This window comes from Micromonospora tarapacensis (assembly GCF_019697375.1).
GTDB classification, from domain to species: domain Bacteria; phylum Actinomycetota; class Actinomycetes; order Mycobacteriales; family Micromonosporaceae; genus Micromonospora; species Micromonospora tarapacensis.
Map to the genome: position 1 here is coordinate 178,357 of NZ_JAHCDI010000003.1, position 13,153 is coordinate 191,509.

General features: G+C 72.2%; 10 protein-coding genes and 3 pseudogenes. 8 read left to right on the plus strand and 5 right to left on the minus strand.

Annotation, left to right across the window (positions count from 1 at the left end; genetic code table 11):
• The first annotated feature begins 9 nt into the window (after positions 1–9).
• Positions 10–1,251 (plus strand): tetratricopeptide repeat protein, encoded by a 1,242-nt coding sequence (locus KIF24_RS01600; RefSeq protein ID WP_221082438.1) that lies wholly within the window; start codon positions 10–12, stop codon positions 1,249–1,251.
• 63 nt (positions 1,252–1,314) lie between these two features.
• Here the strand turns inward: KIF24_RS01600 and KIF24_RS01605 are convergent, their stop codons facing one another.
• Complete coding sequence (locus KIF24_RS01605) at positions 1,315–2,481, minus strand: homogentisate 1,2-dioxygenase (protein ID WP_221082439.1); 1,167 nt, start codon at positions 2,479–2,481, stop codon at positions 1,315–1,317.
• Positions 2,482–2,565: 84 nt separating this feature from the next.
• Between KIF24_RS01605 and KIF24_RS01610 the strand changes: the two are divergent.
• The 7 genes and pseudogenes from KIF24_RS01610 (at position 2,566) to KIF24_RS01635 (ending at position 9,059) form a co-directional block, all read left to right on the plus strand.
• Positions 2,566–3,422: pseudogene (locus tag KIF24_RS01610) on the plus strand (hypothetical protein).
• Positions 3,419–4,615 (plus strand): fumarylacetoacetase, encoded by a 1,197-nt coding sequence (fahA, locus tag KIF24_RS01615; RefSeq protein ID WP_221082440.1) that lies wholly within the window; start codon positions 3,419–3,421, stop codon positions 4,613–4,615. Before KIF24_RS01610 ends, fahA begins: the two are co-directional and overlap by 4 nt.
• A gap of 175 nt (positions 4,616–4,790) precedes the next feature.
• The gene (locus KIF24_RS01620) at positions 4,791–5,000 is read left to right on the plus strand and encodes a DUF397 domain-containing protein (protein ID WP_221082441.1); all 210 of its coding nucleotides are present in this window, start codon (positions 4,791–4,793) and stop codon (positions 4,998–5,000) included.
• Between the two features lie 89 nt (positions 5,001–5,089).
• Positions 5,090–5,224, plus strand: a complete 135-nt coding sequence (locus KIF24_RS33770) for a hypothetical protein (RefSeq protein WP_269440561.1) — start codon at positions 5,090–5,092, stop codon at positions 5,222–5,224.
• A gap of 656 nt (positions 5,225–5,880) precedes the next feature.
• Positions 5,881–7,272, plus strand: coding sequence for a group II intron reverse transcriptase/maturase (ltrA, locus tag KIF24_RS01625; protein WP_230414784.1), 1,392 nt, complete (start codon positions 5,881–5,883; stop codon positions 7,270–7,272).
• Between the two features lie 76 nt (positions 7,273–7,348).
• Complete coding sequence (locus KIF24_RS01630) at positions 7,349–7,729, plus strand: SRPBCC family protein (RefSeq protein ID WP_221082443.1); 381 nt, start codon at positions 7,349–7,351, stop codon at positions 7,727–7,729.
• A gap of 70 nt (positions 7,730–7,799) precedes the next feature.
• Positions 7,800–9,059, plus strand: coding sequence for an outer membrane protein assembly factor BamB family protein (locus KIF24_RS01635; protein WP_221082444.1), 1,260 nt, complete (start codon positions 7,800–7,802; stop codon positions 9,057–9,059).
• Between the two features lie 13 nt (positions 9,060–9,072).
• On the opposite strand, the pseudogene hisC reads toward KIF24_RS01635, so the two are convergent.
• The 4 genes and pseudogenes from hisC to hppD form a co-directional block, all read right to left on the minus strand.
• Positions 9,073–10,172: pseudogene (gene hisC, locus KIF24_RS01640) on the minus strand (histidinol-phosphate transaminase).
• A pseudogene (locus KIF24_RS01645) lies at positions 10,169–11,163 on the minus strand (RDD family protein). Before KIF24_RS01645 ends, hisC begins: the two co-directional pseudogenes overlap by 4 nt.
• Positions 11,164–11,185: 22 nt before the next feature.
• Positions 11,186–11,737 carry an RDD family protein gene (locus KIF24_RS01650; RefSeq protein ID WP_331460983.1) on the minus strand — a complete coding sequence of 184 codons (552 nt, stop codon included), beginning with the start codon at positions 11,735–11,737 and terminating at the stop codon, positions 11,186–11,188.
• 171 nt (positions 11,738–11,908) lie between these two features.
• Positions 11,909–13,114, minus strand: coding sequence for a 4-hydroxyphenylpyruvate dioxygenase (gene hppD / locus KIF24_RS01655; RefSeq protein WP_221082445.1), 1,206 nt, complete (start codon positions 13,112–13,114; stop codon positions 11,909–11,911).
• Positions 13,115–13,153 lie beyond the last annotated feature (39 nt).

The following is a 13,153-nucleotide window of genomic DNA, read 5'->3' on the forward strand; positions in this document are numbered from 1 at the left end:
CTCGCCGCGATGTCCGCCGACGTGCCCACCGACCCGCCCGCCGCCGACGGCTACCTTGAGCGCGCCACGCTCCTCGCCGAGCTGGGCCGCTACGACGAGGCCGTCGCCGAACTGGGTTTCGCCCTCGCCCTCGACCCCACCGCCGCCGCGGTGTCGACCATGCTGGCCCGGGTGCAGCTGGCCGCCGGCCGGCCCGCCGAGGCGCTTGCCGCGGCCGAGGCCGCCGTGTCCGCCGCACCGGGCCAGCTCCCTCCGCTCGTCGCCCGTGGCCTGGCCCTCGGTGACCTGGAACGGCACGCGGAGGCGGCACGCACCGCCGACGAGATCCTGGCGCTTGGCCGGGACGACGGGTATGCCCAGCGCAGCGCGGCGGCGATCCTCGCCGGCTCCCGCAACGGCCAGCCCGCCTTGAACGCGGCCTGGCACGGGGTGGAACTGGCCCCCGAGGAGCCGCAGGCGCATCTGGTGCTCGGCCTGGTCGCGGCCAACATGCAGATGTACGACCTGGCCGAGCGGGCCTACCGGGAGGCGCTGCGGCTGGATCCGCGACTGGCCGAATCGGGCGACGACGTCGGCGTGCTGAGGTTGGAGCAGCGACGCTGGAGCGCGATGCTGGAGCGACTGGCCGAGGCTGCGGTGGGGAACCTGCCTCCGACCGATCCGGGCCGCCCCGACGGGGCGCGGGACGGGCCGAGTGGTGCCGCCGAGGATCGGGACGAGCCAGACCGTCCCGGTGAGAGCCGACCGGATTTGGGCCGTCCCGGCGTCGGCTCGTACGAGCCCGGCCGGATCGACGAGGGCCGGGAAGTGTCGGCGTTCGGTGGGACCGGCGCGGGCCAGCTCGGTGCCGGGTCGGCCGACGTGGGGCCGGTCGTCGCGCGCCGGACCGTGCCGGCCGGCCTGCGGCAGCTCGTGCTCTGGGGCGCCGGTTGGTCGCTGGTGGCCGCGGTGGTGGTCGGCTGTTCCGCCGCGACCAGTTCCGGGTTCTCCCGGCTGGTGGCGGCGTTGGCCGCGGCAGGCGGCGGCATCGTGGTGTGGCGGCACGCGGCGGCACTGCCCGGCCTGAGCCGGACCGTGCTGCCCGTGCTGCGGCGCACGGACCGCCCGCTCGCCTTCGCCGTCTACGCTGCCGGCGTCGGCCCCGCGCTGATCCTTCTCTACGCCCTGTCCGGCAGCCCGTGGTCACTGGTCCTGGCCGTCGCGGTCGCCACTGCCGCCGGGTCGGCGGTCTTCTCCAGGCCGGTGGCCTGACCGCCTCCCTGGCGCCCGGGCCCGTCGCAGGCCGGCGAAGATCCGTATGACACGCCCTACGCCCTACGGGCGGCGGGCCCAGGTCCAGGCGTATGCGTCGTCCTCGCAGTCCGTCGCGGCGTCGCAGAGGTCGAGGGGCCGGAAGGTGTCGACCATGACCGCGAGCTCGTCGAAGAAGTCCACCCCGATGGAGCGTTCCGCCGCGCCGGGCTGGGGGCCGTGCGTGTAGCCGGACGGGTGCAGCGAGATCGAACCCTGCTCGATGCCGGAGCCGCGCCGGGCCTCGTAGTTGCCGCCGGTGTAGAAGAGCATCTCGTCGGAGTCGACGTTGTGGTGGTGGTACGGCACCGGGATGGCGTCCGGGTGGTAGTCGACCTTGCGTGGCACGAACGAGCAGATCACGAAGTTCGGGCCCTGGAAGGTCTGGTGCACCGGCGGCGGCTGGTGGATTCGCCCGGTGATCGGCTCGAAGTCGTGGATGGAGAAGGCCCACGGGTACAGGTGCCCGTCCCAGCCGACCACGTCGAACGGGTGGTTGGCGTACACGTGACGGGTCCAGCCGCGTCGGTGGCGGACCAGCACCTCCACGTCGGTGCCGTCGGCCAGCAGCGGGGTGTCGGGACCCCGGACGTCGCGCTCGCAGTACGGCGAGTGCTCCAGGAACTGGCCGCGGACGGACAGGTAGCGCTTGGGCGGGCCGATGTGTCCGGACGCCTCGATGGCCAGCAGTCGGGTCGGCGCGTCACCGGTGGGCACCAGGCGGTGCACCGTCGAGGTCGGGATGATCACGTAGTCGCCGGCGACCGCGTCCAGCACGCCGAAGGTCGACTCGACCCGCAGCGTGCCCGCCTCGACGTACAGGCAGTGGTCGCCGGTGGCGTCGCGGAACAGCGGGGACGGTCGGTCGGCCAGGACGTAGGCGATCCGCACGTCGTCGTTGGCGAGGACGTAGCGGCGGCCGAGGATCGGGTCGGCCCCGGTGCCGTCGAGCTTGTGGGTACGCAGGTGACGGGGCTTGAGCGGCAGGTTGGGTGCCCGGGTCACGGCCGGCGGGGTGAACTCCTCGGCGGCGACGATCGCGGTCGGGGCGTACCGGTGGTAGAGCAGGGAAGAGTCGGAGGAGAAGCCCTCCTGGCCCATCAGTTCCTCGGTGTAGAGGCTGCCGTCGGGCTGCCGGAACTGGGTGTGGCGCTTGCGCGGCAGCTCGCCGACGCTGCGGTAGTACGGCATGTCGCCTCCCGGTTACCAGACCGAAGCGTCCGATTATCGGACACTGTTGTCCGCTTCTTGTAGCGTCCCGTACATTGTTGTCTCGTGTCAACGCAGCTGCCAGCCCTCGTCGCCGGCCTGGTCGACGACGCCGCCGTCTTCCCGCCGGGCAACGCGTCGCTGCCCGACGCCGTCGCCGCCCACCGGCGGCACCGCACCGCGTGGTACGCCGACCTGGTCGGCCCGCTGCTGCTGCCGGTGTCCCGGCTGGCGGAGCTGACCGGCCTGCTCGGCGACGACGAGCGGATCACGGTCGGCGCGGTCGGCGACGTCCCGCTCGGCCAGTTGGGCAAGGCGTGTGCCGGCGCCGACCCGCGCGTCGAGATCCGGCAGGTCGAGGCCGCCGTGGCCAAGCGTGGCGAGGACCCGCTGCCCGGCACGGCCGACCTGGTCGAACTGGCTCGCACCGCCGGCGGTCCCACCGTCTATGCCGAGATCCCGCTGACGTTCGGGCTGACGGCGGCGCTGGACGCGCTGGCCGCCGCCCGCGCCGAGGGCTGCCCGTGGCGGCCAAGTTCCGCACCGGTGGGCTGGCCGCCGAACTCTTCCCCGGTCCGGCCGAGCTGGCCGCGGTGATCGGGGCGTGCCGCGACCGGCGGTTGCCGTTCAAGCTGACCGCCGGACTGCACCACGCGGTGCGGCACGTCGACCCGGAGACCGGCTTCACCCATCACGGCTTCGGTAACGTGCTCGCCGCGACGTTGGCCGCCGCCGACGGCGCCGGTGTGGCCGCCGTCGCGGAGCTGCTCACCGTGCGCGACGAACGGCCGCTGGTGCAGGCCACCGACGGCCGCCACGACGTGGCCCGCCCGCTGTGGGTCGGCTTCGGCTCGTGCAGCGTCGTGGAACCACTTACCGATCTGATCCGGCTGGGGCTGGTGAACGGAGGCTTCGAAGCATGAGCTGGGTGAGCGGTGCCGACGGTTCCGGTTACGGGGTGCACCACCTGCCGTACGGGGTCTTCCGTGCGGGCGAGGGCGAGCCGCGCATCGGCGTACGTGTCGGGGGGTTCGTGCTGGACCTGGCCGGCGCGGAGGCCGCCGAGCTGGTGCTGGCCGGCGGGGCGCTGGGCCGCTCGACGCTGAACGCGTTCCTGGCGCTGGGCCGGCCGCAGTGGACCGCCGTGCGGCAGCGGATCACCGCACTGCTCACCGACCCGGCGCACCGGGCGGCGGTGGAGCCGCTGCTGGTGCCGATGGACCAGGTACGGATGGAGCTGCCCTTCGAGGTGGCCGACTACGTGGACTTCTACTCGTCCGAGCACCACGCCACCAATGTCGGTCTGATCTTCCGCCCCGGCCAGCCGCCGTTGCTGCCCAACTGGAAGCACCTGCCGATCGGCTACCACGGGCGGGCCGGGACCGTGGTGGTCTCCGGCACCCCGGTGGTACGACCGCACGGTCAGCGGCCCAGCCGGGAGGGCCCGGTCTTCGGCCCCTCGGCGCGCCTGGACATCGAGGCGGAGGTCGGCTTCGTGGTCGGCGTGCCGAGCCCGCTGGGCCACCGGGTGGCCGTCGCCGACTTCGCCGACCACGTCTTCGGTGTGGTGCTGGTCAACGACTGGTCGGCGCGGGACATCCAGGCATGGGAGTACCAGCCGCTCGGCCCGTTCCTGGGCAAGTCGTTCGCCACCTCGGTCGCCGCGTGGGTGACTCCGCTGGACGCGCTTCGGCACGCCTTCGTCGCGGGCCCGGAGCAGGATCCGCCGGTGGCCGGGTACCTGAACGACGAGCCACACCTGGGGCTGGACCTGCGGCTGACGGTGAGCTGGAACGGCGAGCCGGTCAGCGAGCCGCCGTTCGCCGGCATGTACTGGACGCCGGCCCAGCAACTGGCGCACCTGACCGTCAACGGCGCCTCGCTGCGCACCGGTGACCTCTACGCCTCCGGCACCGTGTCCGGCCCGCGGCGCGACCAGGTCGGCTCGTTCCTGGAACTGAGCTGGGGCGGCACCGAGCCGGTCACCGTCGGCGGTGCGGAACGGACGTTCCTCGCCGACGGTGACACGGTCACGATCACCGCCACCGCTCCGGGGCCCGACGGCACCACCATCGCATTGGGCGAGGTGACGGGCACCGTGCTGCCGCCCAACTGACCTGTACCCGACACCGGTCCTTGATCGCACCCGCTGTGCGATCAAGGACCGTCACCGTCTTCGTTGATCGCCTCGGAATTCCGTCGCCACGCGGCGCCGGGCCGGCCGGCGCCCCCCGTTCCGGTCGGCCCGGTCCCGGCCGGCGGCATGTCGAAAGCTGAGGGAGATGACGACGATGCATGATCTCGTGGGCGCGGTCTGGCGGACCAGCAGCCGCTCGAACGACCAGGGCCTCTGTGTGGAGGTGGCCGACAATCTGGCCGGTGTCCACGGTGTGGTGGGCGTACGCGACTCGAAGGACCAGGCGGGGCCGGTGCTCGTGGTCAGCCCGCCGGGGTGGAGCGCGTTCGTCGACGCGATCCGGGCGGGACGGTTCACCGGCTGACGCCCGAAGGGGTCTCCGGTGGCGGATTCTCCGGCCGGGGACCCCGAGCCGCGTGCACACCGCGTACCGTCGACGCCACGGGAGGTGGGATGTCGACTGTTGCGGTCAACGGAGTGGTCGCGGCGACCGCGACCGACCTGTGGCGGGTGCTCACCGATCTGCCCCGGCGCGCGTCCGGCGGAGGTCCTGTCGAGGTGCTGACCCCCGGTGAGTGTGCGCCGTGAGGCGCTGTTGGATTGTGTGGAGGTGAGAGACCTTCTCCGTCGGGCCGTCGCAGCGGTCTGGCGAAGCTGGGGGCAGCCTGATCCGGGAGGTGCCGGGGAGGGTGGCAAGCGGCCCTGACAACGCCGGGGCGTGTCAGCACTGCCAGATGGTGCGGGTCCGGCTAGCGAATCGGAAAGGCATACGCGAGGAACCGGCGTTTACGTCTCCTAAGTGGTCACCGGCTCGAACCTGGCGGATCTGGGCCGGTCGCGGTGCGCACCTGCTCTTTCAGACGGGCGGGGAACTTCTGAGCGGGGATTTTCACCTCCGCAGGGAGGCCATGGTGAAGGTCTGCGGCGTAGCCGTGGCGATGCCGCGGGGACAAAGTCGGGTGCCTCCTTCGATGAGCGATCCAGCAGTGAACACGGGAACCGTCCGGCGGCGGGTCCCGACGGCGGGCAGCCAGTCCGATGGTCGGGATAGGCACATCGTCTGCTGAACGCGTCGGGCGGGGCGGAGCCGTCGTAGTACTCCGAGGTCGGGAGAGCCGACCACATGGGGAAGGACGGCAGCGGTTTCGAGAAGGAAGGACGCTGTAATGCCGAAAGACGCGCCACTGAACGGCGGCGCTCCACCGGAACACGTCCGTGAGGACGGGTTCGGGTGGGTATCGAGGATGCAGACCAAGCTTCACCGTTGGGCTGCGGCTGATCCTGGCCGCAGGTTCGACGACCTGTTCAACCTCGTGCACGACCCGGCGACGCTGATCGTGGCGTTCGAGCGGGTCGCGGGCAATACCGGGGCGCGGACTGCCGGTTCGGACGGCCTCACGGTTGCCCGGATCGAACGGGAGATCGGCGTCCCGGCGTTCCTGGACGACATCAGGTCAGCGGTCAAGGACGGTTCTTTTCGTCCGCAGCCGGTGCGGGAACGCAAGATCCCCAAGCCGGGTGGGTCGGGCAAGGTCCGCAAGCTGGGCATCCCGACCGTTGCTGACCGGGTCGTGCAGGCCGCCCTGAAACTCGTCCTGGAACCCATCTTCGAGGCCGATTTCGAGCCGGTCTCGTTCGGGTTCCGGCCCAACCGGCGAGCACACGACGCGATCGCCGACATCCACCTGTTCGGCAGCCGAGGCTACCGCTGGGTGCTGGATGCCGACATCGAGGCGTGCTTCGACACGATTGATCACACGGCCCTGATGGACCGGGTGCGGCATCGGGTCAAGGACAAGCGTGTGCTCGCGCTGGTCAAAGCGTTCCTCAAGGCCGGGGTCCTCACGGAGCTCGGCGAGGAACGCGACACCCCGACCGGCACACCGCAAGGGGGCATCCTGTCACCGCTGCTGGCCAACATCGCGTTGAGTGTGCTCGATGAGCACCTGCACCGTGAGTGGAAGCCCGGCGGGCGGATGTCGACGGACAATCGGCGCCACTATCGACGTGATCGGGGGCAGGCGACGTGGCGACTGGTCCGCTACGCGGACGACTTCGTCGTCATGGTGTTCGGCACCCGAGATCACGTCGAGGCGCTGCGCGAGGACGTCGCGGCCGTGCTCGCTCCGCTGGGACTGCGACTGTCGCCGTCCAAGACGCGGATCGTGAACATGGCCGACGGGTTCGATTTCTTGGGCTTCCGCATCCGGTGGAGACGCAAGATGGGCACCCGCGACCAGTGGCACGTCTACACGTTCATCGGTGACCGCCCAGTCCGGTCACTGAAGGACAAGATCCGTGCCCTGACGCGCAGGTTGTCACAGCAAGACCTGGGAGAAACGCTGATCCGGATCAACCAGATCACGCGTGGCTGGGCCAACTACTTCCGACACGCCGTCGCCAAACACACCTTCGACCGGCTCGGCTACTTCATCTGGTGGCGAGTTGTTCGCTGGGTCAAGGCCAAACGACGCTGGAGATGGAAGGACGTCCACCGCTGGCTACGCACCCCGACCGGGTGGCGGACCATCACGGCGGACGGGATCGAACTGCACAACATCGCGTCGACCGCCGTTACTCGGTATCGCCGTCGCAGCAGAATCCCTACCCCCTGGGCAACAACGAACCAAGCCTGACGGCAGAAACCGTGGAGAGCCCGTTGCGTTGAGAGGCGCACGGCGGGTTCGGCGAGCGGTCCGCAGAAACGGGCCGGTGGCAACACCGGAACCGCGCTGCGGGCCGACTCGACTCGGTCCGGGCACGTCCTGGCGGGAGACGCGGATCCGGCCGGACGGCGGCATGCGGGCTGAGGAGTTCGTGGTCCTGTCGGTCGAGCCGCCCCGGCGGCTGGTGCTCGGCTCGCCAGGTGACGGCGTCGACTACCGGATCATCTGGACGCTGCGCGACGTGCGCCGTCGACGGCGCCGGTATGCCGCGGTGACGGTGGCGGTGACGGCGCAGCCCGCCGCGCCGTCCGGACGGGCGGTCGCGTTGCTGCTCGGTGGGCTGGCCGCGCAGGCGGTGGAGAAGGTGCTGCGACAGGATCTCGCCGCGCTTGCCGCCGCCGTCGATCGGCCCGCCGAGGCGGCCTGATCGCCATCCGGTTCGGGGCTGACCCTGCGCCGCACCGGCCGCTCGGTAGGGTGCCGGGCGGAGGTGCGGCATGGGGTTGGCGACGGGGCGACGGGTCGTGGCGGCGCTGGTGGCGTTGGGGGTAGCCGCCGTGGTGGCGGTCGTCACGTACCGCGTCCTCGCGCCGGCTGAGGTCAGCACCGTCGCCCGGGGCGACTACCCGCCGCTCAGCGTGCCGGATCCCGGAGTGGTCGGCCGCCTGCCGGTCGCTCCGCTGATCGTCGACGGTCGGCTACGGGTGTATTCGGGTTCCCGCCAGGTCTACGCCGACCAGCCGGTCGACGGCCGGTACCGGAGCACCCCGTACTGGTCCTACCGCCGTTGGCCGGCGAGCCTGGACGCGGTGGTGGTGAGCGGGACGACCGTGGTGAGCCGCTGGTCCGACGGGCGCCTGGTGGCGCTCGACGCGCGTACCGGGCGGGTCGCCTGGCGGGCGGACGGGCCGCGGCCGGACCGGGCGCGGACCGCCCGGCGTACCGGCGCGGCCCTCGTCTGGGATCCCAGCGGCCTCACGGTGACCAGGGTCGCCGGTGGCCGCGACGTGGTGGTCTCCTCCGGTGCCGGTGAGGTCCGGGCGGTCGACCTGGCCGGTGGCCGGGAGCTGTGGCGCGCCGCGATCGGCTCGGGCTGCCGTGCGCCGATCGGCACCGGCGGCGGGCAGCTCCTCACCGTGGATGGCTGCACCGGGCCGCCGGTGATCGAATTCCGTGCGGTGGCGACCGGCGAGGTGAGCGCCCGCTGGCAGCCGCCGGATCACTCCGGCGAGCTGACGGCGACCCTGGTCGGCTGCGTGCCGGGTGGTGCCGGCTGCGCCGGGCTGCGGACGGCGGGGTCGGCGGACATGGCGGCGCGGGGTTGGCTGCTCGGAACCGGTGACCCGGCGCGGGCACCGGCCCTGGACGGGCCGGGTGTGGCGTTGGTCGATCGGACGGCGGTGGCGGTGGCGGACGGCGTACTGATCGGCCGTTCGGCCTCGGACGGCACCGAACGCTGGCGGGCCGCGGTGGGGCCGGCCCGGGTGATCGCCGTCCAGCCCGGCCGGGTGCACGTCCTGACCGAGCAGAACGAGCTGGTCAACCTGGACCCGGCGACCGGCGTCGAGTTGTCGCGGTTCGTGCTCGACATCGGGTCCGACGGGACGGGATGGGCGCCGGGTTCGGCCTACGCGGCCGACGGGTACGTGGTGGTGGAGCGGCTACGCCGCCCGGTCGATCAGGACGCGGACGACCAGCGCTACTACCTCACCGCGGAGGCGCTGATCCTCGCCGCGACCGGACCGATGGGCGAATAGCCCTCCGCAGCCGTCAGACGAGCGCCGCCTCGGCCGCGGCCAGGAAGGCGTCGTTCTCGGCCGGCGTCCCGATGGTGACCCGCACCCCGTCGCCGGGGAACGGACGGACGATCACGCCGCGCGACTCGCAGGCCCTGCCGAACTCCACCGCCCGGTCGCCCAGCGGCAGCCACACGAAGTTGGCCTGGCTCGGCGGTACGTTCGGGACCAGCTTGCCCAGCGCCTCGCCGACCCGCTCCCGTTCGGCCACCACCAGGGCGCACCGCCGCCGCACCTCGTCCGCCTGGCCGAGCGCGGCAAGCGCCCCGCCTGGGCGGCCGTGCTGGTCGAGAACGGCGTGACGACCTTGCGGACCGCCGCCGCCACCGCGGGCTGGGCGACCAGGAAGCCGATCCGCAGACCGGCCAGACCCCACGCCTTGGACAGGGTGCGCAGCACCGCCACGTTGGGCCGGTCGGCGTAGCCCAGCCCGTCCGGCACCTCGGCGTCGGTGACGAACTCCCGGTACGCCTCGTCGATCACCACCAGCACGTCGTCCGGAACGGCGTCGAGGAAGCGGTCCAACTCGGCGCGGCGCACGGCCGTGCCGGTCGGGTTGTTGGGGTTGCAGACCAGGATCATCCGCGTGCGGTCGGTCACCGCCGTGGCCATCGCCGCCAGATCGTGCCCGTGCCCGGCGTCGTTGGGCACGGGCACGCTGGTCGCGCCGCTGGTCGCCGCGATGATCGGGTACGCCTCGAACGAGCGCCACGAGTAGACCAACTCGTCGCCGGGCAGGCAGGTGGCCCGCACCAGGTGCTCGGCCAGCGCCACCGAACCGCAGCCGGTCGCCACCCGGTCGGGGTCCACCCCGTACCGCTCGGCGAGTGCCTGACGGAGCGCGACCACGCCCATGTCCGGGTAGCGGTGCACCCCGGTGACCGCCTCGGTGACCGCCTCCACGACGCCGGGCAGCGGGCCGTACGGCACCTCGTTGCTGGCCAGCTTGATGGCCTCGGGTAGGCCCAGCTCGCGGGCCAGGTCGGCCGGGCTGCGACCGGGCACGTAGTTGGGCAGCGCGTCCAGGTCGGCGCGGGTCAGTCGCACCGTCGGCTGGCGTCGTCCATCGGTCATGGGGTCTCTCCCGGGGGGTTGGCGCGGTCGTCGGAGGTACGGGGGAGCTGGACCACCACGGTCTGCGCCCGCTTGTCGTGCAGCGCTCGGCGCAGCGGGTGGTCGAAGAGCGGCGAGAGCATGTCGATCAGCTGGAGCAACAGGCCGAGACCGCAGCAGTACCAGAGCAGGGTGGGTAGGCCGAGGGTGTTCCACCGGCGCAGTGCCCGACCGAAGCCCAGCGGAGCGTCCGCCTCGACCGGCACCGCCTTGACACGCAGCAGCCGTTTGCCGAAGGTCTGCCCGTTGGCCGCCATCGAAGGCACCTCGTACGCCAGCCAGAGCGAGGTGGCGATCAGCAGGATCACCACGATCAGCGCGCCCGCCTGCTCACCGGCCGCCGGCAGCGGCTCGGTGGTGCGGTCCTGGGTCTGCACCCGGCGCCAGAACTCGTCGATGGCGGGGGACACCTCCCGGAGGTAGCGCCAGACGAACCAGCCGTTCACCAGCGCGTTGAGCGCGAAGACGACGCCGAAGTCGATCAGCCGGGCGCCCAGCCGGGCGCCGAACGACGCCAGTGGCAAACCGTGTGGCCGGGGCTCGGGCGGGCGTCCGGGCCAGGTCGGGTACGGCCAGCCGGGCGGCGGGCCGTGCCGTGCGTCGCCGGTCGGCCAGCCGGGCGGCGTGCCCTGCGGCGCGTCGCCCGCCGGCCAGCCCGGTGGCGGGCCCGGTTGCCAGTTGGGCGGGCGACCGGCCTCGGGGCTGCCGCCGGGCGGAAAGCCGGTGGCGGGCGGCGCGGGGTGTGCCCGGCGGCGGATGACGTCGGCTCGGGCGCGGCTGCCGGCTCGGCCGGTGGCTCGGGTTCGGCCGGTGGCTCGGGTTCGGCCGGCGGTGGGCCCTCGGGCGGTGTCGCGTCGACCGGGATGGGCGCGCCGATCCAACCCTCGCCGTCCCAGTACCTGCGGGTCTCCGGGTCGGCGGGGTCGACGTACCAACCGGGTGCCACACTCACGAGGTGGCCTCGCTGCGCTCATTCACCCCGACACCTTAACGACGACGGTCTCGGCGAACTTGTCGTGGAGGCACTGCTGCCAGGGCCTGTCCCACAGCTGCCAGAGTCCGTCGACGTAATTGCCGCCGGGCACCAGCGACCCGCCCACGAACTGGACGAGGTACCGCTTTCCCGCCATGTGGCGGTCCAGCGTGCGGGTCGGGTCGAGCGGGACCACGCGAAGGTTCATCACCTTCTTGCCGACGGTCTGCCCGCTCCGCTTCAGGTATTCCACGTGGTAGAGCCAGTAGATCCCGAGCATCAGCACGAGCAGCCCGAGTTGCAACAGCACGGTCAGCACGAGGAACGCTCCGAACACGTCCGGCTCGGGTGGGACGGGCGCGCCGTCGGGGTCGGTCCGGGTGATCTCGCGGAACATCCGGAACCAGACGACCAGGAACACCGGCAGGAAGAGCGCCATCAGGATGCCGCTCGCGATCGCCGTGTCGATCAGGTGTGCCAGCAGCCGGTCGCCGAAGCTCGCCAGCGGCTGCCCGCCCGGCCCCAGCACCGGCGGGGTGGGCCGGCCACCCACCCCGGTGGGGGCGGCCCCGGCGGGGTGGGTGGCGGCGGAACCTGACCCGGCGGGGTGAACTGCGACGGAGCCGGGTAGGGGCCGGCGGGCGGCGCGACGCCGCCGGCCGTGGGGCGGGCCCGCCGGACGGCGGCGTCGGATGCGCTGGAGGCTGGGTCACGCTCGACAGTGTTACAGGTTGCCGCGCTTTTCCTGCTCCCGCTCGATCGCCTCGAAGAGGGCCTTGAAGTTGCCCTTGCCGAAGCCGAGCGAGCCGTGCCGCTCGATCAACTCGAAGAAGACGGTCGGGCGGTCCTGCACCGGCTTGGTGAAGATCTGCAGCAGATAGCCGTCCTCGTCCCGGTCGACCAGGATCTTGCGGGACTTCAGTTCCTCGATCGGTACCCGGACCTTGCCGATGCGGGCGCGCAGCTCCGGGTCCTCGTAGTACGAGTCCGGTGTCTCCAGGAAGTCGACGCCGGCGGCCCGCATCGCGTCCACGCTGGCCAGGATGTCGTTGGTGGCCACGGCGATGTGCTGGGCGCCCGGGCCCTGGTAGAACTCCAGGTACTCGTCGATCTGCGACTTCTTCTTGGCGACGGCCGGCTCGTTCAGCGGGAACTTCACCTTGCGGGTGCCGTTCGCGACGACCTTGCTCATCAGGGCCGAGTAGTCGGTGGCGATGTCGTCGCCGACGAACTCCGCCATGTTGGTGAAGCCCATGACCCGACGGTAGAACTCGACCCACTCGTCCATCCGGCCCAGTTCCACGTTGCCGACGACATGGTCGACCGCCTGGAAGAAGCGCTTCGGCTGCACCCCGGCGTCGATCATCGGCTGCCGGTCCACGATCGGGCCGCGGGCGGCGAACCCGGGCAGGAACGGCCCGCGGTAGCGGGACCGGTCCACCAGCGTGTGCCGGGTGTCGCCGTAGGTGGCGATGGCGGCCAGCCGGACCGTGCCGTGCTCGTCGGTCACCTCGTGCGGCTCGACCAGGCCGGTCGCGCCCTGCGCGGTGGCGTGGGCGTAGGCGGCGTCGACGTCCGGCACCTCCAGCGCGATGTCGCCGACGCCGTCGCTGTGCCGGGCGACGTGGTCGGTGCCGTCGGCGCCGGGCCGGACCGCGCCGGTCAGCACGAACCGCGCCGAGCCGCTGGTCAGGACGTATTCGGCGTGGTCCCGGTAGCCCTGCTCCGGGCCCCGGTAGGCGACGCAGGTCATGCCGAACGCGGTGGAGTAGTAGTGCGCCGCCTGCTTGGCGTTGCCCACCAGGAAACGAACGTGGTCGAGGCCCTTGACCGGGAACGGGTCACCGCTGGTGTCGTGGTCGACGGCGCCGATCAGGGCGTCGACGTCGACCTCCTCGGTCGGCTGGGGTCGGTCGATCGCCTGGGTCATGGTGGCCTCCCTCGCGTACCGGCCGGCCTCGTGGGCCGA